The sequence below is a fragment of the Exiguobacterium sp. s78 genome (assembly GCF_018618985.1).
Taxonomy (GTDB): Bacteria; Bacillota; Bacilli; order Exiguobacteriales; family Exiguobacteriaceae; genus Exiguobacterium_A; species Exiguobacterium_A abrahamii.
On record NZ_JACSNB010000001.1, the window covers coordinates 1,400,752 to 1,422,784 of the forward strand.

Genomic DNA, 22,033 nt, shown 5'->3' on the forward strand with positions numbered 1-22,033 from the left:
TGTTTCATCGTCTTCTGACTATGTATTCGTTCCTGTTCATGCAATTCCTTTTTTAGAAAAATTAAAACCCGTTTTCAGCTAAAAATTGACCTGTTCTCGTACCTCTCCTCGTGACAGTTCTCAGCATTTAGGAGATGATGAAGAGAGTGAACTATATCTTTAAAGATAGAAGGAGGATGACGATGAAAGAGACTGAACAATTGAAAATTCGCCCTCTCTCGATCGAGAGTATTCCACTCGTCAATGATGCCAACGATCCGTTTCCAATCATCGGACACATCGTTCCGCAGTTTTCCGGTACCACCTGGTCCTACACGGAAGAACTTTATGAAACAGTTACCGAGACCCATTTCCCGGACGACCGTCTCGATTGGTCTACTTATATTGATCATAAAGATCGTATCGTCCTACTCGCCTTCTCCGGCACTTCTTGTATCGGTCAGATTCGTCTCGTACGTGACTGGAACCGTTTCGCCTACATCGAGAACATCGCCGTCAAACAATCGTTTCGTAAACTAGGCGTCGGACACCAACTGCTCGCCGCTGCGACGAAGTGGGCACAGCAACGTGAGTTGATCGGTCTGTCCCTTGAAGCACAGGACGATAATCTGATAGCTTGCCGGTTTTACGCGCGAGAAGGCTTCGTGCTCGGTGGTGTCGATAGCCTAAAACAATCCGCCAATCCAGACATCGATCTGACGCTGTATTGGTACAAACTATTTTGAGCAACAAACGGAAAGGACTTATTTCTATGGCATCAATCGTAAAGAACAGTTTCATTTCCGCGATATTGTTCGCTTTCTTGTACGCACTGATTGCTGGGCATGAGATGGGGGATCCAGCAATCTACGGCACGTCCTTCACCGACTTCTTCCTGATTGGTCTACTGTTTGCCGGTCCAGTCATCCTAATCGGCGCACTCTTGACAGAAGGGCTGCCGCGCCTGTTATTCCGTTCGACTATCTCATTCGCACAACGGATCATCCTCAATCAGGTCGTCGCGTTGTTCGCAAGTATCGTCCTCTATCTACTTGTGCAACCCAATCCATTTTCGTTCTATTTTGTCTTGTTCTGTTCTGGAGTAGCATTAGTGTATCTTCTTGTCTCCGAGTCGGCACGGAAGTATCCGTCATTTCTCCCCTATCTGTTCGGGTGGCTTGGTCGGACCGTCCTCAGCTTCTTTTTGTTTCTCCATTTGTTTGGATCGATGACGATGATGATTCCGTTTCTGTCTTATACGGAGCAGTTGGTCAATGAACAGTTAGACGCTGTCATGCTACTGTTCTTCAGCAGCATTGCGATTGCTGATATGCTGTTAGCTGTCCGTTTCACGAAGCGTTCGCTTCCGTGGACGACGCATCTCCTCGTTCATCAAGGCACGGTCTTCGTGTTTGCTGGCGCGTTCATTTTGTTCACTTCACTTCCTGCTTTATTTTTCATCGGAAACGTAGTCGCTGCCTTTTTATATGTGATGGTCACCCGTCTATTCATCGTCATGAAAACCGGGAAGGAGGAACACCATGATCCGTCTGTCATTTCGACTACTGATGACTAACTGGATTTTTTTGATGCTGTATCAACATCTCCCGTCGTCACCACGCCTTATGGCCGAGACGGACGCTGGGTATTATTCAGGTGTTTTCGAGACATTGCTGTCGTTTATGATTGTCATCACGGTCGGCGGCATCCTGACTGACGCGATTCGTTACTTCGGCTTCCGAACGCGTCCACTTTCCTTTACATCACATCTCTTTCTGAATCAAGGCATCGCCTTCCTTATTGGTGGCATCTTATTAATCGTCTTCAATGGTCTGTTTCAACCGCTCTATTTTCAGGCGATTGCGAGTAGCGCCGCCTTCCTCTATTTTTTGTTGACACGTTTGACATTACTATACAAAAACGATTCAGTTGTTTGAAATCAGCCACATTCTTACATTTTTGTTAGATAAGAATGACAAGCTGGGCATTATACTGAATGTATCGTTCAGTAAAGGAGACATGCCGCATGTTTCGTCAAAAATCACTTTTGTACTTACTCATTTTTTTGTCCTTCGGTTTCGCTTTTGACACGATCACTGGAGCGTCCCTCATTCCGTTCGTTGAACCCCTTCATGAATTGATCGCCTCACTTGCGTTGACGATCACGACCGCCTGTTTGACACTGTTCTTTCTGTTCTACCACGGTGTTCGTCCGCATCTTGAATTACTGATCGTCCTCCCCTTTTTGATTTTGACGAGCGGCATTACGTTCTTGTTCGTCTTCTTGAACGCAATGACTGTCATTTAACGTCACTAAAAGCCCGTCTTCTTGAAGGAGACGGGCTTTGATCGGCAATATGTAGATCACGGTTTGGCATGAAGCTCCAGCAATGGATCGCTTTCACTCGGCCAATTGATTTGTCCCTCGTAATGATCCTCGATCGTCGCGACCGGTTCCGAACGTTCGAACCGGGACGGTTGTGTTGATGTCGTACAGACGATCAAGACAGCTAATAGACTGATGATACTAAAGCATCGTCGCATCATGATTTGAGCTCCTTTAGTCGTTTCTATTCTCATATTAAACAAACCATGCTACTATGCCATCCGTCCTCCGCTGTATCTCTCACTCCGCCCATTAAAAAAGACCGACTACGTAAGTCGGTCTGACACCATCACCCTTGTTCGCCAACGACCGAGAATCGTTCGTTGAGATGTTGCGCGTTTTCTAGCTCATCGACTACCGCGATGGCGTAATCCGCGTAACTGATGTAGCTTTCCCCTTTTGCGTTTAAAATCATCTGCTCACCGCCGACTGTATACGCTCCTGTACGTTGACCGCTCGGATCAAAGAATCCAGCGGGGCTGAGATACGTCCATGTCACGTCTTGCTGCCCTTGCAGTTCGATCAAGTTTTTTCCCATGTTCGAGGCTGTCGGATAATACGCTTCCGGGAAATCCGGTGTTTCCATGACACGTACTGTATGCTCGGCATCGACGAATAGGCTTCCCGCCCCACCGACGACGAAAAGTCGTGTCTTGCTTCCTGCTAACACGTTGATTAAATGACGCCCGACTTCGATATGTTTCGTCTCCTCACCCGGTGCTGAGTTAAACGCATTGACGATGGCGTCAAACCCGTTTAAGTCATCTTTCGTCAGTGCGAGTACATCACGCTCGAGAATCGTGACGTTTGCCGTCACTTTTGCCGCGTTACGGACGATTGCCGTGACGTCATGACCACGTGTGATTGCTTCTTGTAAAATCAATTGCCCTGCTTTTCCTGTTGCGCCGATGATTCCGATATTCATGATGATTCCTCCTTTTGATATGTAACTATTTCGATTACATGTAACTAATATAGTTACAATTACTTTGTTTGTCAACAGTGTTGTTCCTATTCCCCGTTTCTTGCCAAATGAACAATACGACGTATAATGAGAGAACAATGTTTTTAAGAAGGAGGGTCATCCGTTGGCCATCAGTACACGTTTTTCCGTCGGCATCCATATTCTCTCGTTGATCGCGACCGACGAGAAGATGACATCCGACTTGATTGCTGGCAGCGTCAATACGAATCCGGTCGTCATCCGTAAAATCATGAGCATGTTGAAGAAAGCTGATTTGATCGAGGTCCGTCCGGGTGTCGCCGGTGCGCGACTCGCCCGCCCGTTGTCTAAGATTACGCTGCTTGACGTCTATCACGCCGTTGCTGTCGTACCGGACAAGGAATTGTTCGGCGTCCATGCCGCACCGAACCCAGACTGCCCAGTCGGACGAAACATCCAATCGACAGTCACACCCATCTTTGAGCTTGCGCAATCCGCGCTTGAGAAGGTACTCGCTCACGTCACATTAGATGATATCGTCAGTGAAATCGAACAAAAAGAAGCATCGTCCTCGTAAGGGCGATGCTTCTTGCTTTAGAAAAACCATTGATATAGTAGATATCCTCCACCGAGGACGACAAGCACTGCGAGCATCTCCAGACCACGCATCCCGTCGTTTTGCCCACGTGGTACGGCACTACCGAGACCTTGATCGACACCATCGCGGAGATGATCGAGTGGTTGTTTCTTTTCTTGTTTGAAGCGAGACATATAAACGCCCCCTTTTTACATATTGTACCATTCCATCTTCACCTTGCAGTACATTCTGACAAAAAAATACGTGGTAGTGCTTATCTTACATTCAATTCGTTTCTCTATTCATTTCGAAGCAATTTCATGAATCCCATCTTTTCAACGATCAAAACATCCTGCTCGAAGCGTTTGATAGAATGTTTTGATGCTTGTTCGTCCAACGCATTCGGATGACCAAAGCATACGTTTAAGATCGAATTGAGTTTCTTTGCATCACCACCGATGAAGTAGTGAGACATATAGGTGTCGTCTTCTGAAGCAATGACGACGAATGTCGCCATATCAAGCACTCCTTCGACGCTTTCTGCTGTCATGAGTTTGTCATTCGCAGATGCCTTCTGAAAGTCATACGATTCGATAGAGGCAATCCTACCTTGCAACAGATCAAGAATTGATTTCCGGTAGACACAATAGACGCCAACGATCGTTTCAATGGGTGGAACGAACGGATCTCCAAGGATCGTGATCCATCGCTCGTCCTGTTGATTCAGGCGGATGGCGTGCAAGTGATTGACTAATAATTGATCAATGACGTTCACATTCGTCGGTTGGATCGATTTAAAATCATGTACAGGCAAGCTTTTCTCCCCCCCGCTCTTTTAGTCAATGATCATATCCTTCCCTTCTGCGCGTAACCGCTGCAAGGATGCTTTCATCGTCTCAATCTCTTCATCTGTATGCCGCTCCCACGTTCCGAGTTCAGCAATGATCTTCACGGGTTCTGTCGACCGATACGACCGAGTCGGATTGCCTGGGAACCGTTTGTTCGTCAAGTTCGGATCATCCTCATACGCTCCGAGTGGCTCGACGAGGTAGATATGCTCCGGAGCGTCAGATTGTGCGAGCTCCGCGCCCCACTTCGCTGCATCAAGTGTTGCTGTGAAATAGACGTGCTGGAGCGGTCGTTCACGAAAATTCGACGCGTGCCCTGGTTTCAATTCGTCACCGATTCGCAACGTGGCTTTCGTGCCATGGAAAAACGGACCTTCGACTGGTTTCATACGCTCGCCTCCTGACTAGATACATTTAGTATAGACAGTCGATTGATTCAGGTGTAGTCTGTTTCAAAACGAAATTTCACGGTATACTTATAGCAAAGGAAGAGCATTTGTCGTCAGATTGTAACTCGTTTTTTGTCTAGCCATCAGGCATGATGGGAATAGTCATTTTACATACCCTATAGGAGGTCATCCGTTCAACGTGAAGTTCTTTAAAGCTTTAGCGAAAACCGAAGAGGCTGTCTGGATTCCAGAAGCCGAGTGGCAAACCGTTTGTGAGCAAGAAGGACTGACCGTGCCGCATCATCCACAAGAACAATTTGTTGGTCTCGCGTACAACAATCAGCGGCAAGTCGTCGAAGTCACGCGCAACATGCGCCCCCCAGCGCTCAGTTATTACGTTACGATTCTTGAACCACCTAATAGTCGATCTCTCATCTCAAAACGTTCGTTCTTAACCGTGCTTCATGAACGAACGGAGCGCACGTCCCTCACCGAATACGGTACATTCTGTTTACTTGAGATCAACGTTCGTGAAGAAGGGCTCGGCGAGCGTGGTCTGTTACTTGAGTCGTTGATTCATGATATTGAAAAAAAGTACACTCATTACGCGATTCGTGGTGATTATGCGACGATCACCTTACAAGGACGCGTCTCAGATCAATGTTTTACGAAATATGGATTCCAGTTAACGGATTCCTATCTCACGCTTTCGAATGGGATTCCTTCCTGAACCGACCTGACTTGTTCAGGTCTTTTTTATACAGTTCCTAGGCAATGATGGGAAGTGATGGGTTTGCGTTCAAACTAGTAGCACTACATATTTTTAATATGGTATGGTAAAAGTAATTCATCAGCAGTACATTCTACATTTAAGAGGTTCCCCATGACAACAATAACAGAGACATATCCCATGACATGCTGGCATACGATTTCGACGTATCATAATCAACAAATCAAGCGCGTCAATGCTTTCTTGAAACAATGGGATCTCTCCCATACGAATCTTGAAGTATTGCGTTGCCTACAAACGACCTCATGCACGAGCCAGAAGGAAATCGCGGAACGGATCCAAGTGACCGATGGCACGATTTCACACGGAATCAAACGTTTATTTGATCGGCAACTCATCACCCGCAAGCGCAAATGGAAGACGAACTATCTGCTATTGACGGAAAAAGGAACAGCCATTCTGCAAGAAGTGTTGCCCGCCTACGAACGTTTTCAACAAGAACAATTCGCCGCTTTGACTACTCGACAACAGGAAGAATTAATCCGTTTCTTCGATAAGCTCAATCCTGCATGACAGAAGAGGAGGAAAAATCATGACCTTCACATTCGAATCTTCAATGCAACACTGGAACGCCATTCAGCGAATCCATTCTCGTTATTCGAAAGAAGTCAACGATGTACTGAAACCAAAAGGGCTCTCAAAATCCCAATTCGATTTATTGATGACCCTATATCATCAAGAGAGTGCGACACAAAAATCACTTGAACGCACGCTCGAACTCTCAAGCGGTGCCATTTCGCAAACGGTCAAGAAGTTGCTCGCAGAACACCTCGTCATCCGAAAACGAATCAACCGGGAAAAACGGATTCTCTTGACGGAAGATGGTGCAGCGCTGATTCAGACCTCAGCTCCAGAGATCGAAGAGATTGATGATCGCTATTTCCGTGCCTTTACATCAAAGGACCACGAGACGTTCGATCAATTGCTCCATAAGATGCAAAGCGATCATTTTTGATCGCCCTACCGACACTCGCGGACGCTTCCCTAATGAGGTGTCCGCAATTCTTACATATAAACACCATAAAGAGGGAGCAACAGAGATGACACATAGAGACGTATTATTGGAACGATTAGACGCAATTGGGCAAACGGTTGCACAAACAGATGATGCGCTTGTCCTGCTCGGACTCGGTTCTGTCGGTCAAGAACTTGAACGACTCGATGACTATTCGGACTTAGACTTTTTCATCATCGCAAAGCCCGGTAAAAAGGCTCGATTCATCGAGCAACTCGACTGGTTAGAAAACACATACCCTTTACACTTTCAATTTCAAAATACGCAGGATGGACATAAAGTCATGTTTGACGACGGTATCTATGCCGAATTCGCCATCTTCGAACTAGATGAACTTTCTGAAATTGCATTTTCCGCTGGTCGTATCGTGTGGTGCGATCCTTCCTTCGACGCGTTTGAACGCTTAGTCCCACAACCACGTAACAGTTCGAGCGAACATCCATCCGTCGATTACGCCATCCATGAAGCACTGACGAATCTATATGTCGGGCTCTGTCGCGAAGCACGTGGCGAAACATTATCAGCCTTCCGTTTGATTCAACAATTTGCCGTTGGTCAATTGTTACACGTTCTGTCCTCATTTGAAAAAGAGGAAGCGACATCTGTTGATCCGTTTGCTCCGGAACGTCGGATTGAGCAACGTTTCCCAGAAATGGTCAACCGATTCTCAGAGATGATGCCAGGCTATTCACATAATAAAACGGCTGCACTAGTGATCCTCGATTACATCGAACAGATTCATCCTGTCTCCCCTGCCATGTCAAACGCTATCCGTTCACTCGCCCGAACTGATATTTCCTAAAAAACACGTTCGCCGTTTTATTTCTGTTCATCAGCCGTTTTATTTCTGTTCATCAATCGTTCAAAAGCGTTCGACTTAATTTCGAAAAATTTCAAAAGTATAAAAATATGCCCATCAGCTTCTTTATGCTGACGGGTCTATTTTTTGAATCAAAGTAGATCATTTTTATACTTGTAATCCTTTAAAATCGTTTCCGCGTCTTTAGTCGTCCAATCTGCTATCGATTCTGAAGGATGTTTTTCAAGATAGGCGTCCATGATATCTTTACCTAATCGGTACATACTCCACATAGGAACATCCTGATCCTTATTGCCGTCCATGATATCTTCTTGCGTTAACTCACCATTTTTCATTAAACGTAAAACACGCTGTTTTGTCTCTTCTTCTAATGGCTCGACCCAAGCTGGTGTCACACCTTTAACGACGCGTTTCGCGAACTGATCCGCTTTCCCTTCAAGGAGGAGTGAATGGATCAGTGGACTAGCTTCCTCTCCTAAGGAAGTATCTAGCTTCATCCGATCATATAAAGCAGTGTGGTGATATTCATGGGCTACTGCATATTCCAACATTTTCTTATCGTAGTCAGCGGTAAGGAATAGCATGAAGCAATCTCTAGTTGCCAATCCTGCGACCCCTCCCATGACATCTATACGCTCCATGAATTCCGTGTTAACAGGCACGATGAATATCGTATTCGTTTGTTTTGGTAATGCCCGATGTGAAGCAGTGTAACTTTTTTCAATGATTTTTTTGATCTCTGTATCTTGTTTCATCAGCTCTTTCGTCCGACTCACCAATTGTTCTTTATACTCAGTTGCTTGTAGCATAAAGTAACTTTTCATATATGTTAGATCGAGATCTTGTTGCTCACCGATTTCATCGATGTAACCTAAGACATGATTTAGGTAACTGTTCGTGTTGTCGTCTGAGTTTCCTGTCTGCATCGCTTCTTCTAAGTACTGATTGTATTGCGTATAGAGCGGAACGATCTTGACCTGATCCTCTTGACCAATCTTGATCGTCTTGTTTTTAATCGTTTCGTCGTTCGGTGAAAAAAAGTTTTCTGTCCTTTCCCAAACGGTACACCCCGATAAGGTAACCAAGACCAAACACAGTAATACGAGCCATCCCTTTTTCAATATAACCCCTCCCTCAGATTCATGTCTCAATATTTTATACTGTCATTTAATAACAAAAGTTTCATATTTTACATAAAGAAATCCATATCTAAATTGATTAGAAACAAAAAGAACCTTGAAGCGTCGCAACACTTCAAGGTTCTCCTTCTTTCATGATCCCGTACTCGCAAATGCCTTCAGTCCGAACAACCAGAACCGATAAGCAATCAAACAGGCGATGATCGCGACAAGTGGTGTCGCAATCGCCATCACTCCATAGCCTTTTCCATCAAAGAAATACATCGCCGGATAAAAGGCAGTAAATCCGAACGGGATGATGTAGGTCAAGACGAACATCAACACCTTCGAGTAGATCGTCATCGGATAACGGGCGAAATCACTCAGACTGAAGACCGCTGAGACGACCGGTAAACTGTCGACCATCCAGAACGAGAACGTCGCAAAAAACAGGTTGATCGCGATATAGAGCAATCCGCTCGAAAGAACAAGTACGATTAACATCAAGACATCACCGAAGCTCCAGATCATGTCGAGGTGATCGGAAGCAACATAGAGCACCCCACCGCCAATCAATAGTTGACCGAACCCGTCTTGCTGAACGCGCTCAGCGACGATTTGAAACAGTGGATTGACCGGGCGCATCAACAACCGATCCAGATTCCCAGTCCGGATGTACTGCCAGCCGATCGTCCACAAGTTATCAAAGAAGATATGGTGTAAGGCTCGTCCTAAAAAGGCAATCCCGTAAATGAATAGGATCTCGTAAAAGTCCCAACCGTTTAGCGTCTCGATATGCTGAAAGACGACCGACAGGAAAAAGAGTGAGGCGAACTGTTGACCGAAGACCGACAAGACACCGATCAGGAAATCAATCCGGTATTCCATCATGACTTTAAAATGACTTTTGGCATATAGCCAGTAGAGTTTTATGTATCGTTTCATCCGCCGAACACCGTCACTTTCCGGATCGCGAGCGCGAACGTGATTCGCAAGATGACGAAGAATCCAATCAACCAGCCGATTTGAATCAGTAACGCCTGCAGGATACCGCTTGCGCCAATTTCTCCCGTATAGATCGCAACCGGGACGTAGACGAGTGAAGCAAACGGTAAGTACAGACTGATCGTCTGAAACCAGTCCGGGAACAGCGTCAACGGGACGATTGCACCGGACATGATCGTAATGATGGCGTCTTGTAAGACGGATAGTCCCCAAATGTTGACGGTATAGAAGGCAAAGATGCCGACGAGCAGATCAATCAATGTCGCGAGCAACACGGCACAAATCACGCTACCGACGAAGGCAATGCCAGCTAGCCATGACTGTGGTCGATCCACGCCGATGAACAAAATCGAGACGAGGACGAGTGGCAGGATCGAGCGGAACAAAACCGAGACTTTTGAGCCGATGTCTTGGGCGAGTAACTTATCGAGCAAGTGATACGGACGGAGTAACTCGATCGCAATTGCCCCTTGTTTGATCATCCGGGCGAGATCGCGTCCGGCACCCCCGCGGAACTGATCGATCATCGTCGCAAGCACCGCATACGTCAGCATCGTTGACAGCGAGATACCGGAAACATCGGTCTTATTGGCATACACGGCTTGCCAGAAGAAATAGAGGATGAACAGACGCATCGTCACGCTAAACATGCTTGCCCAGTACCAGGCTGTATAGGCGAGATCAACTTTGATTTGGGACCGCATCAACGCGGTATATTTACGGATTCTCATGCACTGATCCCCGCTTGGTAGAGCTTGCGGATTAACGTCTCCATCTTCGGTACGGACACGGAGACGTCCCGAACGGCGTACAGCGAAACGATTTCCTTGATGACTTGACCGCTTGACAGTTCTCGGTCGTCGAAGGCGAGCTCATACGTTAGTTCATCCGTCTCAAACATGATCACACGATTGATCAATGCCGTCGGTAAAACGAACGGCACCGGTTCTTCGAGCGTGATTCGAAGTGTTCGCTCGTGACTGAACGATGCCTTTAACTGATCGATCGTATCGTCATAGATGATTTTGCCGTCGTCGAGGACGATCACCCGGTCACAAACTTCCTCGATGTCCTGCATGTCGTGCGTCGTCAAGATGACGGTCGTTCCCCAGCGATCACTCATCTCGCGGATGAAGTGACGGATTGTCTCCTTAATTTCAATATCAAGTCCGATCGTCGGTTCGTCGAGATAGACGACTTTTGGTCGATGCAGGAAGGCTGCGGCTAGTTCACAGCGCATCTTTTGTCCGAGCGACAGTTGTCGGACCGGTACGTCTAGAAGCGGTGCGAGATCGAGCTTCTCCCGAAACCACGCGAGCGTCTCGGCAAACTCTGACGTCGGCACTTGATAGATTTCCTTCAACAGCTCAAACGATTCTTGGACCGGAATGTCCCAGAACAGTTGCGTCCGCTGACCGAAGACGGCTCCGATTTGCGACGCGTTCTTGACGCGGTCGGCATGTGGATCAAGTCCGAACACCCGGACGTTCCCCGCATCCGGACGCAGGACACCAGCGAGCATCTTGATCGTCGTTGATTTCCCGGCGCCATTAAAACCGATATAGCCGACCCGTTCTCCTGGCGCAATCGTCAAATCAATTGCTTTGACTGCCTCTTTCGTCCGATATGTCCGGTGAAATAACGCTTTGATCGCTCCACGTAGTCCCGGTTCCCGTTGTAGGATTTGATAGTGTTTCGTCAGTCCTGTTGCTTTGACGGCATATGGTTGCATGTATTCTCCCCCTTTTGTGCAAACGCTTTCCGAAAACGTAGTATACCAGAAAAATCCAATAGTCTTCCATCTCTTTTGAAAATTTTTCTCGATATTCTGACGCTGTCGCGTAATAATAGATAAAAAAAGGAGTGGTCTGACCATGCTATTACGCCATATGACACATCGGCATCACATGAAATCAATCGTGACACGCGGTGGATTGTCACCAACATTCCAAATCGATGCACCAACAGGCTGGATCGCCTTTGAAGTGGATCCTCCAAGCGCAGCGTATCAAACGCACTTTCATCAATTAAAAAATGATTGGCAGGATGGAGATGTCGTTACACTCGAATTCGATGGGGAGCGGATGCAAGCAGCAGGCTTCGAGATGCTGCAATCGCAAGAAGATGACCGCAGTCACCAGGCAGAGAGATTAGGCGTATCCATCGAGGAAATTGGCTCGTATGCATTCATTCGCAATTTCGTCTCACTTGATTATCTCGTCGAGTCTTCACGTGAAAAAATCTCAGAGTATTATTGATTTAGTTGAAGAAATCTAATCTTTTTTAAAATATACGGAAATCAAGATATTTTCATACATCTTTAGGGTATCGTTGGCTATATAGAATAAATATTCATTGAATGAAACATTTTTTTGTAGTTATTTTTCAGAACTCATTTGAGAGGAACACGAATATGTGGAATATACTGAACCATCTAATCCTCAACGTCGCTCTGACTTTTTTCTTCGTGCTCATCTCCCTGTTCTTTTTTAAACGATTTCAGTTTCGAAACACGTTCGACAGCTGGTTGAAGAAAAATCTGTTAGTACTGATCCTTGCGACAGGTGCCGGCTACTGGGTCATCCATAACGCCATCACCTATGAGGGATTCCGTTTCGATTTGTCGATTACCTTGATCGTCATCGCTTTCATTTATGGAGGTATCAGTAGCGGCTTCATCACGACCCTCGTCTTCGCTTCCCTTCAAACGTTCGTTTTTGATTCCGCTCATGCCTATTGGCTGATCGGTACGTATCTGATCGTCAGCATCGTTGTCTTGTACTTACAAAATGAAGCACCGGATCGATTCATCTCGTTTCCGGTCATCTTCACGATTGCACTCATTCTCTGTTTACCATGCGTTCAACATGTTCAACCGAATGACGTGACAGCGATGACGATCTTTCTCGTCGGGAATGGCTGCGCTGGTTTTCTCTTGCACAGCATCTTGCATCAAGTCCGCTGGCACTTCAATCAAGTCCGGATGCATCGGCGTCTTGCCTTGACGGATACATTGACAGGGCTTGATAATCGACGTCGTCTAGAAGAGACCGTCCAACGGTACAAATCACAACAAACGGATTTTTCAATCATGATCATCGATGTCGATCATTTCAAACAGGTCAATGATACTTACGGTCATGACCGCGGTGATCATATCTTACGGCAAATCAGCTCTTTGCTTGCATCGTATTGTCCCCCAACGTGTGTGCTCGGACGATTCGGCGGCGAAGAGTTCATGATGTTGTTGCCGGAGCATTCGTTGCCGGAGACGCGTCGACTCGCGGAACAAATCTGTGAAGCCAGTGCCAAACGGACGTATGAGTTATCAGCGACAGAACCGCTGCAAGTGACGTTATCGATTGGTGTGTCTCGCCAAACTCATCAACCGTCTGAGACCCATAATTTTCTGCAGACGATCCAGCAGGCAGACGCTGCCCTCTATCAAGCGAAGAAGAGTGGTCGGAATTGTGTCTTTCATCATGACCCGTTACGTTAAAGAAAAAAAGTGCCCCCTCGCGTGACGTGAAGGTGGCACTGCTATCTGAAATGGAGGAACGAACGTGGAAATCACGAATGTCTTACGCTTTACCGATCGCGATGGCTTTCGACAGTGGCTGAAGAACCACGCGGATCACGCGTCCTTCTGTTGGGTGATTCTCAGTCGAAAACAAATCGGGGACGGTTTACTTTATCTCGATGCCGTCGAAGAGGCACTTTGCTTCGGCTGGATTGATGGAATTGCAAAGAAGACCGAAGACGGTGAACTGGCGCAACGGTTCACCCCGCGTCGAAAAAACAGTAACTGGACCGAACTGAACAAGGAACGAGTCCGTCGCTTAGAACGTCTCGGCTTGATGCAACCGTCCGGACGACAGGTTCTACCAGACATGCGTGCTGATGCGTTCGTCATTGATGACGCCATCCAAGCGCGCCTACAAGAAGACCCGGTCGTCTATGAACAGTTTAATGACTTCCCGGAGCTCTATCGACGCATCCGGATTGATACGATTCAAAGTGTACGTAAGGATCCCGCTCTCTATGAAAAACGTCTGCAGACGTTGATTGAAAAAACGAAACTGAATCAGATGTACGGTCAGTGGAATGACGGGGGTCGTCTTTTACTCGAAGATGTTCCGGAGACGGAATTAGAGGCTAGTCGGTCAGACCGCTAAGAAAATCTCTTCTAACGATTGACGTTCGATCTGCACCTCGTAGACTTTGACGTCTTGTTCCGCAAGCATGACGAGTAACTCTGGAATATCCTCTTCCGTCGATAAATCAAGCCGTGTACAATCATCAGCTTGCGACAAAAGCCGAGCGTATGCTGGCAGATGCGATGGCTCTAATCGCGGAACAGTCCGAATACGGATTTGAATCTCCTGCCTCATTGCTTCTTGTAAGGATTCAACGGTTCCGAAGCAGACGATCCTTCCCTCCGTCATGATGGCGACACGGTCACACATCTTTTCGATCTCATTCAAGTTATGCGAGGTCAAGAAGATCGTTTTTCCGTCCGCTTTTAATGCAAGCAACAATCGCTGGATCTCGATCGCCGACTCTGGATCAAGACCGGACGTCGGTTCATCTAAAAAGAGTAATTCCGGATTTCCGGTGAGCGCTTGTGCGATACTGATCTTTTTCTTCATCCCGAACGAAAAGCTCCCGATCTTTTGTCGCTCCGTTCCGCTTAATCCTACTTGTTCAAGCAATCGTCCAACTTCTTGCTTCGTGATGCGAACTCCGGATAATCCTGCCATATAGTTAAGAAACGCACGTGCCGTCATATCATGATACAGATTTGATGTATCCGGCATGACCCCGATCCGTTGTTTGATGGCATCCAGTTGATCAGCGGGTTCACCGAGAAGTGCGACAGTTCCGCCTGTCGCTTGTGTGATTCCGGTCATAATCTGAATGAACGTCGATTTCCCAGCACCATTACGACCTAAAAAACCAAAGATTTCTCCTCGTTCGACCGTCAAATTCACTTCTCGTAAGACTTCCTTCGCACCAAACGATTTCTTCAACCCTTTTACTTCAATCGCTTTCATGTTACAAATCCTTTCGCTTTAACGTGAGATAGGAGATCGTCAAAAACAATCCACTCCATAAAACAGGTAACAGTAATAACGTTCCAGACATGATGACGGCATGGTACGGCAAGATGTATTGAAACGGTACCAGATACCATTTTTCTGAGAACGCTGACCAAAGACCGATGATCGGTACGACGATCCCGAGAAAAATACCGAGAAACATCGTCAAACCAGGCTTCGCAATCATCGTAGATAAAAAGATGTTGAAACTGGTGATATATAGGATGACGATAAGAACCGTCAGATAATCGATCCAGAACCATTGCTGCGCGTAGAGCGAGACAATGAGGAAATTGATCGTAAGCGTCGCACACCAAAACAACAATGATCCGAGAAACTTCTCCAAAACGATTCGCAGACGCGACGTCTTCGTGACCAGTAAACGAATCGTCCGCGTCTCGATTTCACGATTGATGATGTCGTGTGATAACGCAGCCACGAATAGAAAACCGAAGAACAGGATGAAGAACTTAATGCTTGAAGTATAAGCAGATGGTTGATTAACGCCTGCAAGCAGTTCCGGATGTCTCGTCAAATACGATGCTGTGAAGACGGACGTGATCGTCAGAAAAAGAATCAATAGAATCGCTTTGACGCTTTTGAAACTGCTCGTGAATTCTTGTTTTACGATTGGAAACATAACGGACTCCTTTGGACATATTTTTGATTAACGCAAGCGTTCTTTTACTTTCGTGACAAGGACACCGAGTCCATATAAGGAAACGGCTGTTAAGAGCATCGTGATGATGGTTTCCATGTGAATTCTCCTCTATGTAAATGACGTGTTATCTTACTCTACGCTACTTCTTAAAGAAAGTTTCCTTATTTTTCAATTCCCAACATTCTCCTCATGGTACAGTAAAAGAAAAAAGGAGACGGCAAATGAAACGTTATACGATCACCTGTCAGCAACAATCCGTTCACATTACGGAATGGGGAAACAAACAGCTTCCGACGATCGTCTGCTTCCATGGACTCGGCAGTACGAGTCTCAGCTTCATCGAAATCGCCGAAGCGCTCGCGGACGAATTCCGTCTGATTGCGATTGATTTACCCGGTCACGGCAAAACACCAGCTTTCTCAGATCCCCTACACTACCGCATGAAACCCTTCACGGACTGGATCGACGAAGTCTTACACATCCTTGATATCAAGCGGTGCTATGCCTTGTCGCACTCGTGGGGCAGCGTTCTCTCGCTTTATTATTTGATTGAACATGCGGACCGTGTGCTTGGCACGATCCTGATTGACGGTGGCTATCACAGTAAACGGCTCTACGGTCGTTCCGTAGAGGAAGAAGTCGCCTTTTATGAACAAGATTTCGAGGATTCCGTTTCAACATGGGACGAATTTTTGGATGTTGCCGTCTATGCTCCGGATGCACGTCGCTCGCCCTCCCTCGATCTAGCTGGTACCGATCTTCTTCGGATGGAGGAAGGACGATACCACTGGCATGCGCGAGGAGAGACGGCTGCTGCGATCGTACGCGCGCTTCACCACGAGGATGTTCTTGATTTCCTCCCGGACGTTCCACCAGCGGACATTCAGTTGTACGTCGCTACGTTACCGACAGATCAAGCATCGATCCGTCAGCAGGCGACGAACCGATTACATGAGATGACGCAAGCGACGGTCCATTTCGTCCCGGAGACAGGACATCTATTACACTGGGATCGCCCTGACGTCATCATCGAAGCGATTCGTCATTACTGGACGTCCGGAAAAAGATTGTCTTCCATTTGAAAAATGGTTTATTATGGAATAAGAGTAAAAAGGAGGGGTTCATATGTTAAAACGGTTAACGTTCGTTTGTGTGACCTTATGCGTCGCGATCGTCGCCATCCTTGTCGCTGCACGCCACTCAACTAGAAACACCATTTCGTTTGAAGAGCCATTATCGGTTTACATCGCGATTGGACTAATTGTCTTCTTATTCTTACCACCGCTCGTCCTATCGTTTTTCGAACACCCTGTACTGAAGATCGTCAATGTCATTTATCAATCACTGATCGTTTTTAGCTTCGTCGGACTAATTCCGGTCGGCTTCTTGATTCCGAACGGTTCCTCGACGATCATCGTCGCCGTCCTCGGAACAGTCGCGAGTCTTGCCAGTGTCATCGTGACGGTACGAAGTCACTCGATGTTAGCTAACTATTCTTCTGACGTACGTTAATCTATCTTTCAAACTGCTTCCGCCATCATGGTAGGAAGCAGTTTTTATTTTTATGTATAAATTTATTTATCGATAAGCTCATTTTTATTAATTTGTTTTTCGTTAGAGTTGGGCGTATTCTAATCACGTAGCCAATCGGCAAACGAAAAAGGAGGAACACATCATGAGTAAAAACATCTTAATGGTCGTCACGAACGCAAAGGAAATGAAGGAAGGTCATGCGACAGGACTTTGGTTGTCGGAGTTCGCGGAAGCATACATTGAGTTCAAGAATGCAGGATATACGGTAACGGTCGCAAGTCCGAACGGCGGCGAATCACCAATCGACGCACGGAGCCTTGAAGACGAAGTTCCAGCTGAGATCCAAGCGACAGCTCCACTCTTGAAAGAGACACTTGATTTAAAAGCAATCCAGGACTTCTCAACATTTGATGCAATCTTCATGCCAGGTGGACACGGTACGATGTTCGACTTGCCACAAAGTGATGCCTTGAACAACGCCCTTCGGACATTGTTTGAAGCGAACAAGACGGTCGCTGCGGTCTGCCACGGACCAGCTGGACTCGTCAGTGCGACACTCTCAGACGGAACACCACTCGTCGCTGGAAAGACGATCGCAACGTTCACGGATGAAGAAGAACGCGCAACAGGTCTTGACGTCTACATGCCATTCTTGCTCGAGACACGCCTTCGTGAACTCGGTGCGAACATCATCAAGGCTGACAACTTCACGGAAAACGTCCAAGTCGACGGAAACCTCGTCACGGGTCAAAATCCACAGTCCACGATTGCGGTCGCGAAAGCCGTCATTAATACACTCAACTAATCGAAACAAGAGATCCTTTGGATGAAGGATCTCTTTTCATAGGAGGTCTTTTAGATGATTCAACTGATTGCCCGGATCGAAGCGCATCCGAATCAAGGCGAACAGCTCGCTTCTATCATCGAAGGTGTGATCGCCCCTTCGCGTGCCGAGGCAGGTTGCCTGACGTATCAGACACATCGCGCTATCGATGATCCGAACGTCTTCTACTTTTATGAACAATGGCGTGATCAAGACGCTTTCGATCAGCATGTCGCCTCACCACACTATCAAGCCTATCGAGCAGACAGTGCCAATCTCGTCGTTGATCGATACTTGACGTTCTTAGATGACGTATCAAAGTAATATGTAATTCATACAAAAAAAGTCCAATCCTCTCAGCATTTGCTTGTGGATTGGACTTTTTTCATACAATTCAACCTAACGCCTTAATCACCTGTTGCAAAACCGGATCGTGGCGCGAGTCCGTTCGATAGGCGACGTATAACTGATTCGTCGCGAATCGTTCCGGCGCAATCCGTTGTACTCGTCCAGCACTGACCGCTGCCTCGACGAGATAATCGGGCAAGACGCTGATCCCGTGTCCTGCTTCGATCGCTTTTAGTATCGCATCTACGTTCGGTAAGATCATTTCAGGACGGATCCCAGGTCGTTCTCCGAACTGCGTCTGATAGTACCGACGAATGATCGGTAACTCAAGTCCGTAGCTAATCCATCGCTGTCGGTCCATCCATTCCTTTAGATCCGCTTCCGGAACTTCGTAGCCGATCGGGGCGATCAAATGAAAGCGTTCGTCAGCAATCGGGACGTATTGGACACCCGGTTCATCGATCCGCTTCGTTGAGATGATGAAGTCGAGCTCATTCGCAAGCAAGCGTTGCAACAAGGGAACCGTCAAATCAAAGACTACCGTGAACTGTGCGACGTCGAGCGGTAGCTTCGGTACGATCCCATGCGTGACGAATTCCGTCGGTCCCCCGAACTTCAAGACCGGACGAGGTTGTTCCCCTGCTTCGTACTTCATCTCAAGCGATAACTCCTCGAGCCGATCAATCAATCCGACGACTTGTGTATAGAGAGCTGTTCCCGTGTCCGTCGGAATCATTTGCCGTGGCGCACGGATGAACAAGGATGTCTCTAGTTCTGCTTCCAGTGCCGCGATATGCTGGCTGACCGCCGGTTGCGTCAAAAAGCGAATTCGGGCTGCCGCTGAGACGGAACGTTGTTGGTAAACGTGAATGAAACTCCGATACCATTCAAAATCAATCATGTGTGTTCTCCTTTTACTAGGTCTTCCTGAAAAGTATAGATTCATTTAATCCATAAGACAAATAACGAATAATTTAGTAAGTCATAAATTTATTTATCGGATAATGAAAGATGGTTTCCGTAGTATTTCATGAATTGTTGAACGCCAAGACAGACAAGTAGGATCAACGGAAAGAATTGCAACGGGAATAGAAAGAGGAGAAGCGTAGCGGTCACGAGTGGCTGACGCAAGACGACAGCACAACTTGCCGTGACGACAAGTGTTACGATCAATCCAGGCATGAACGGACTTAATTGGCTGAGACAGAATGCCAGGACTGTACTCGAAAAAATCAACGGAAATATCTTTCCACCTTTCCAGCCGCAGGAAAAACAAAGATGCGTCAATCCCACCTTTCCGATCGCAAGCAACAATAAGGCGCCGATTGACCATGAGGCTCCTTCCTTCGTAAAGTCTAGGATTTCATGTTCACCAGAAAACAGTAAGTAAGGTGTGAGCATGGATGCAAGACCAATCGCGATTCCCGCAATGAGTGCGAGAAGGATTGGGTTGCCGACGCGAGAGACCATCCAGTTCGTCACCCGCTCCATCCATAAGAAGAAGAGTCCGAACGCGATACCGAGGAGAATCGCCGGAAGGATGAACCACATGACAGTCGCATTCCACGTAATCGGTGGTATCTTGATTGCGAACAAGCGGTCATGGGGTACGAGGTGCATGATGAAACGAAAACAGGTAATTGCGACGAGCGTACAAATGCCGTAATAAAAGATGCGTTGTATCTTTTGCCAGCGTGACGTTGCTCGTTGCATCGGTTCCTCCTCGATCGCTTCAGAGACACTGACGAACGGGGCATGAAATATCGTCGCTAGCATCGCAGCGTATCCCGTCTGCAAGAAACTTTGCCGTTCCGGCTCCGTCAACCTTAGCCGGTCACCGATCCACGTCACCATTCCCCCTAAGATGCTGATCAGCGCAGCTTCTGGTCCTAAACTCGCTCCACACGTCAGCACGATCCATGCGGCAACGGCGTTTTTCCAGAGGGCACCGCGATAAGGTACACGACCTTCTTGCTTAAAGTTAGCAAGCGTCTCGTGCATCGTCTTCGGGTAATCCCCCACAGACTTTTGAATCAGACCAATACCGATACCACCGAGTAGACCGACGCCGAGTCCATAGAAAGATACATCCAGTACAGACGGTAACCACTCCCATACATAATGAATCGATGCGTTGATGCCACTTAAAAACAAGGCAGCCGTCAATCCGACGATTGCTCCGAGGATCAGACAATGCAAGAAGTGCGTCAGATGTGGTTTCATTTCTGCTCCTCCTTCTTCTTCTTGTCCCGGTGATATTGTTTTAGGGCCATATTGAAGTTCACGATGACGGCACTGAGAACACCGACGCCAAGCATGACATACACGATCGAAAACAATTTACCGAACGCCGTCTGAGGGACGAGATCCCCGTATCCGACCGTCGCGAGCGTCATAACGGAGAAATAGAAGGCATCCAGAATACTGAACTGTTCGACATTGTGATAGAAGACCGTCCCAATCAAGAAAAGTGCCCCGACCATGATCATCAATGCCTTTTGTTCTTCTTGCTTGAATAAGATACGGATGACATGAAAAAAATTTCGGATCAAGATAAAGAACGCCAGCATGCTCTTTCCTCCTCAGTTCCGTCATCACTGCATACGTTCATTAAACAATTTCTCTAGTTGGTCAGGATCAAGTTGATTCAAATCAGGGATCTGGATCAAGGTCAGTTTGACACGTGATAGTCCATAGTCGTCGAGCGACTGTTCCAGCCGTTCCCGTTCACGTGCATCATACCGTTTGCCTAACGTCGTCACCGTCAATTGCTGGCGTTTCTCGTCATAGCTATGCTGAACGACGAACGTCTCTTGAAACGTTTCCTCGACATAACGGTCAAGATTCGTCTCAAACAAACTGTCCTGACTAAGCAGATAGGCTGTATAGACACTTGGTATACTGATGAGACAGGCTAGCGCGATCAAGGAACGATTGATTCGTTTTGATGCCTGGATCCGTAAACTCTGATCCGTCCGTAAGAGCCATTTGACACCTAGGAACGTCGCGATCAAAATGAAACTACAGTTGATCAGGAACAGATAACTAGCACCAAGCGCGTAGGTCATGTTCTGATTCGCAATGGCGTACCCGACCGTACAGACTGGTGGCATCAAGGCGGTGGCAATCGCGACACCGGGAACGATATTATTCGCCCCTTTCTTGCGTAAACCAATCCATCCCGCGACTCCCCCAGCAAAGGCGATCAGTACGTCCCAAATCGTCGGGAACGTCCGCGCAATCAGTTCATCACTCGCTGCCGTCAAAGGCGAAAAATAGAAATAGACGGTCGATGTCACGATGCTGATCGTCAACTGGACGAGCAACAGCCGAAGTGCTTTCTTGAACAGAGGTATATCCGAGATCCCTAAAGCCATACCGAGACCGAGAATCGGATTCATCAGCGGCGAAATCAACATCGCTCCGATGATGACAGCGGTCGAATTCAAGTTCAATCCGATCGAGGCAATGAAAATCGCACACATCAAGATGACAGCATTGCTCGATCGAATCGTCAGCTCCTTGTCGATTTTATTTCTCGTCTCTTGCAGATCATAGACCGATGCTTCCATGAAGGCTCCACCTTTCCACCGTCGATCAATACGAGTCGCACCATTCAAGTCATTGGTTTTTATTTACCCAATTTTTAGTGTCTTCGCCTTATTTCCCTTATGAAAAATAATAAAATCCCTTTAATGA

The 22,033-nt window shown here is 47.0% G+C and carries 31 protein-coding genes; 16 read left to right on the plus strand and 15 right to left on the minus strand.

The window, feature by feature from the left end; all coding sequences use genetic code 11:
* The first annotated feature begins 182 nt into the window (after positions 1 to 182).
* From KNQ18_RS07255 to KNQ18_RS07270, 4 genes are all read left to right on the plus strand, one after another.
* Positions 183 to 725 carry a GNAT family N-acetyltransferase gene (locus KNQ18_RS07255; protein WP_064300890.1) on the plus strand — a complete coding sequence of 181 codons (543 nt, stop codon included), beginning with the start codon at positions 183 to 185 and terminating at the stop codon, positions 723 to 725.
* 26 nt (positions 726 to 751) lie between these two features.
* On the plus strand, positions 752 to 1,555 hold the full coding sequence (locus KNQ18_RS07260; protein WP_149427286.1) for a hypothetical protein: 804 nt from the start codon (positions 752 to 754) through the stop codon (positions 1,553 to 1,555).
* Complete coding sequence (locus KNQ18_RS07265; protein WP_149427285.1) at positions 1,521 to 1,916, plus strand: hypothetical protein; 396 nt, start codon at positions 1,521 to 1,523, stop codon at positions 1,914 to 1,916. The genes KNQ18_RS07260 and KNQ18_RS07265 overlap by 35 nt, the downstream gene beginning before the upstream one ends.
* Before the next feature lie 89 nt (positions 1,917 to 2,005).
* Positions 2,006 to 2,287 (plus strand): hypothetical protein, encoded by a 282-nt coding sequence (locus KNQ18_RS07270; protein WP_149427284.1) that lies wholly within the window; start codon positions 2,006 to 2,008, stop codon positions 2,285 to 2,287.
* 56 nt (positions 2,288 to 2,343) lie between these two features.
* Here KNQ18_RS07270 and KNQ18_RS07275 read toward each other — a convergent pair whose 3' ends face one another.
* Together KNQ18_RS07275 and KNQ18_RS07280 are read right to left on the minus strand one after the other, a co-directional pair.
* Positions 2,344 to 2,526 (minus strand): hypothetical protein, encoded by a 183-nt coding sequence (locus tag KNQ18_RS07275; RefSeq protein ID WP_029341587.1) that lies wholly within the window; start codon positions 2,524 to 2,526, stop codon positions 2,344 to 2,346.
* Positions 2,527 to 2,654: 128 nt separating this feature from the next.
* Complete coding sequence (locus KNQ18_RS07280; RefSeq protein ID WP_058704052.1) at positions 2,655 to 3,290, minus strand: NAD(P)-dependent oxidoreductase; 636 nt, start codon at positions 3,288 to 3,290, stop codon at positions 2,655 to 2,657.
* A 163-nt stretch (positions 3,291 to 3,453) separates the two neighbouring features.
* On the opposite strand from KNQ18_RS07280, the gene KNQ18_RS07285 reads away from it, so the two are divergent.
* Positions 3,454 to 3,885 (plus strand): Rrf2 family transcriptional regulator, encoded by a 432-nt coding sequence (locus KNQ18_RS07285; RefSeq protein WP_058265849.1) that lies wholly within the window; start codon positions 3,454 to 3,456, stop codon positions 3,883 to 3,885.
* 17 nt (positions 3,886 to 3,902) lie between these two features.
* Here the strand turns inward: KNQ18_RS07285 and KNQ18_RS07290 are convergent, their stop codons facing one another.
* From KNQ18_RS07290 to arr, 3 genes are all read right to left on the minus strand, one after another.
* A complete protein-coding gene (locus KNQ18_RS07290) occupies positions 3,903 to 4,079 on the minus strand; it encodes a hypothetical protein (protein ID WP_156501836.1) in 177 nt (58 codons plus the stop codon).
* A gap of 104 nt (positions 4,080 to 4,183) precedes the next feature.
* Positions 4,184 to 4,699: a hypothetical protein gene (locus KNQ18_RS07295; RefSeq protein ID WP_149427283.1), complete on the minus strand. Its 516-nt coding sequence runs from the start codon at positions 4,697 to 4,699 to the stop codon at positions 4,184 to 4,186.
* A gap of 21 nt (positions 4,700 to 4,720) precedes the next feature.
* Positions 4,721 to 5,122: an NAD(+)--rifampin ADP-ribosyltransferase gene (arr, locus tag KNQ18_RS07300; RefSeq protein ID WP_064299934.1), complete on the minus strand. Its 402-nt coding sequence runs from the start codon at positions 5,120 to 5,122 to the stop codon at positions 4,721 to 4,723.
* Between the two features lie 199 nt (positions 5,123 to 5,321).
* On the opposite strand from arr, the gene KNQ18_RS07305 reads away from it, so the two are divergent.
* The 4 genes from KNQ18_RS07305 (at position 5,322) to KNQ18_RS07320 (ending at position 7,729) form a co-directional block, all read left to right on the plus strand.
* Positions 5,322 to 5,852, plus strand: coding sequence for a hypothetical protein (locus tag KNQ18_RS07305; protein WP_064299935.1), 531 nt, complete (start codon positions 5,322 to 5,324; stop codon positions 5,850 to 5,852).
* A gap of 153 nt (positions 5,853 to 6,005) precedes the next feature.
* Positions 6,006 to 6,425 carry a MarR family winged helix-turn-helix transcriptional regulator gene (locus tag KNQ18_RS07310; protein WP_215084292.1) on the plus strand — a complete coding sequence of 140 codons (420 nt, stop codon included), beginning with the start codon at positions 6,006 to 6,008 and terminating at the stop codon, positions 6,423 to 6,425.
* A gap of 19 nt (positions 6,426 to 6,444) precedes the next feature.
* Positions 6,445 to 6,867 carry a MarR family winged helix-turn-helix transcriptional regulator gene (locus KNQ18_RS07315; RefSeq protein ID WP_023468160.1) on the plus strand — a complete coding sequence of 141 codons (423 nt, stop codon included), beginning with the start codon at positions 6,445 to 6,447 and terminating at the stop codon, positions 6,865 to 6,867.
* Positions 6,868 to 6,952: 85 nt separating this feature from the next.
* Positions 6,953 to 7,729 (plus strand): hypothetical protein, encoded by a 777-nt coding sequence (locus tag KNQ18_RS07320; RefSeq protein ID WP_149427281.1) that lies wholly within the window; start codon positions 6,953 to 6,955, stop codon positions 7,727 to 7,729.
* Between the two features lie 149 nt (positions 7,730 to 7,878).
* Here KNQ18_RS07320 and KNQ18_RS07325 read toward each other — a convergent pair whose 3' ends face one another.
* From KNQ18_RS07325 to KNQ18_RS07340, 4 genes are all read right to left on the minus strand, one after another.
* The gene (locus tag KNQ18_RS07325) at positions 7,879 to 8,868 is read right to left on the minus strand and encodes a DUF2268 domain-containing putative Zn-dependent protease (protein WP_149427280.1); all 990 of its coding nucleotides are present in this window, start codon (positions 8,866 to 8,868) and stop codon (positions 7,879 to 7,881) included.
* A gap of 150 nt (positions 8,869 to 9,018) precedes the next feature.
* A complete protein-coding gene (locus tag KNQ18_RS07330) occupies positions 9,019 to 9,810 on the minus strand; it encodes an ABC transporter permease (RefSeq protein ID WP_058704049.1) in 792 nt (263 codons plus the stop codon).
* Complete coding sequence (locus tag KNQ18_RS07335) at positions 9,807 to 10,601, minus strand: ABC transporter permease (protein ID WP_208796383.1); 795 nt, start codon at positions 10,599 to 10,601, stop codon at positions 9,807 to 9,809. Before KNQ18_RS07335 ends, KNQ18_RS07330 begins: the two co-directional genes overlap by 4 nt.
* On the minus strand, positions 10,598 to 11,602 hold the full coding sequence (locus KNQ18_RS07340; protein WP_149427279.1) for an ABC transporter ATP-binding protein: 1,005 nt from the start codon (positions 11,600 to 11,602) through the stop codon (positions 10,598 to 10,600). The genes KNQ18_RS07335 and KNQ18_RS07340 overlap by 4 nt, the downstream gene beginning before the upstream one ends.
* A gap of 142 nt (positions 11,603 to 11,744) precedes the next feature.
* Between KNQ18_RS07340 and KNQ18_RS07345 the strand changes: the two genes are divergently transcribed.
* From KNQ18_RS07345 to KNQ18_RS07355, 3 genes are all read left to right on the plus strand, one after another.
* Positions 11,745 to 12,128 (plus strand): hypothetical protein, encoded by a 384-nt coding sequence (locus KNQ18_RS07345; protein ID WP_023468155.1) that lies wholly within the window; start codon positions 11,745 to 11,747, stop codon positions 12,126 to 12,128.
* Positions 12,129 to 12,283: 155 nt separating this feature from the next.
* Positions 12,284 to 13,369, plus strand: coding sequence for a diguanylate cyclase (locus KNQ18_RS07350; RefSeq protein ID WP_167507558.1), 1,086 nt, complete (start codon positions 12,284 to 12,286; stop codon positions 13,367 to 13,369).
* Positions 13,370 to 13,433: 64 nt separating this feature from the next.
* The gene (locus KNQ18_RS07355; protein WP_149427277.1) at positions 13,434 to 14,045 is read left to right on the plus strand and encodes a YdeI/OmpD-associated family protein; all 612 of its coding nucleotides are present in this window, start codon (positions 13,434 to 13,436) and stop codon (positions 14,043 to 14,045) included.
* On the opposite strand, the gene KNQ18_RS07360 is transcribed toward KNQ18_RS07355, so the two are convergent.
* Positions 14,034 to 14,924: an ABC transporter ATP-binding protein gene (locus tag KNQ18_RS07360; RefSeq protein WP_149427276.1), complete on the minus strand. Its 891-nt coding sequence runs from the start codon at positions 14,922 to 14,924 to the stop codon at positions 14,034 to 14,036. The genes KNQ18_RS07355 and KNQ18_RS07360 overlap by 12 nt on opposite strands.
* Before the next feature lies 1 nt (position 14,925).
* Positions 14,926 to 15,609, minus strand: a complete 684-nt coding sequence (locus KNQ18_RS07365) for an ABC transporter permease (RefSeq protein ID WP_058704043.1) — start codon at positions 15,607 to 15,609, stop codon at positions 14,926 to 14,928.
* 242 nt (positions 15,610 to 15,851) lie between these two features.
* Here KNQ18_RS07365 and KNQ18_RS07370 point away from each other — a divergent pair, with 242 nt between their 5' ends.
* From KNQ18_RS07370 to KNQ18_RS07385, 4 genes are all read left to right on the plus strand, one after another.
* Positions 15,852 to 16,712 carry an alpha/beta fold hydrolase gene (locus KNQ18_RS07370; RefSeq protein ID WP_149427275.1) on the plus strand — a complete coding sequence of 287 codons (861 nt, stop codon included), beginning with the start codon at positions 15,852 to 15,854 and terminating at the stop codon, positions 16,710 to 16,712.
* 43 nt (positions 16,713 to 16,755) lie between these two features.
* Entirely contained in the window at positions 16,756 to 17,142 is a 387-nt protein-coding gene (locus KNQ18_RS07375; protein ID WP_149427274.1) for a hypothetical protein, read from the plus strand.
* Positions 17,143 to 17,305: 163 nt separating this feature from the next.
* On the plus strand, positions 17,306 to 17,968 hold the full coding sequence (locus tag KNQ18_RS07380; RefSeq protein WP_149427273.1) for a type 1 glutamine amidotransferase domain-containing protein: 663 nt from the start codon (positions 17,306 to 17,308) through the stop codon (positions 17,966 to 17,968).
* 54 nt (positions 17,969 to 18,022) lie between these two features.
* Positions 18,023 to 18,310, plus strand: coding sequence for a putative quinol monooxygenase (locus KNQ18_RS07385; RefSeq protein ID WP_064299947.1), 288 nt, complete (start codon positions 18,023 to 18,025; stop codon positions 18,308 to 18,310).
* 70 nt (positions 18,311 to 18,380) lie between these two features.
* Here KNQ18_RS07385 and KNQ18_RS07390 read toward each other — a convergent pair whose 3' ends face one another.
* The 4 genes from KNQ18_RS07390 to KNQ18_RS07405 all read right to left on the minus strand — a co-directional run bounded on the left by KNQ18_RS07390 (position 18,381) and on the right by KNQ18_RS07405 (position 21,906).
* The gene (locus KNQ18_RS07390; RefSeq protein ID WP_149427272.1) at positions 18,381 to 19,235 is read right to left on the minus strand and encodes a LysR family transcriptional regulator; all 855 of its coding nucleotides are present in this window, start codon (positions 19,233 to 19,235) and stop codon (positions 18,381 to 18,383) included.
* A gap of 89 nt (positions 19,236 to 19,324) precedes the next feature.
* Entirely contained in the window at positions 19,325 to 20,557 is a 1,233-nt protein-coding gene (locus KNQ18_RS07395) for a chloride channel protein (RefSeq protein ID WP_058704037.1), read from the minus strand.
* On the minus strand, positions 20,554 to 20,904 hold the full coding sequence (locus tag KNQ18_RS07400) for a potassium channel family protein (RefSeq protein WP_050677800.1): 351 nt from the start codon (positions 20,902 to 20,904) through the stop codon (positions 20,554 to 20,556). Before KNQ18_RS07400 ends, KNQ18_RS07395 begins: the two co-directional genes overlap by 4 nt.
* 24 nt (positions 20,905 to 20,928) lie before the next feature.
* A complete protein-coding gene (locus KNQ18_RS07405; protein WP_058704035.1) occupies positions 20,929 to 21,906 on the minus strand; it encodes a DUF389 domain-containing protein in 978 nt (325 codons plus the stop codon).
* Between the last annotated feature and the right edge of the window lie 127 nt (positions 21,907 to 22,033).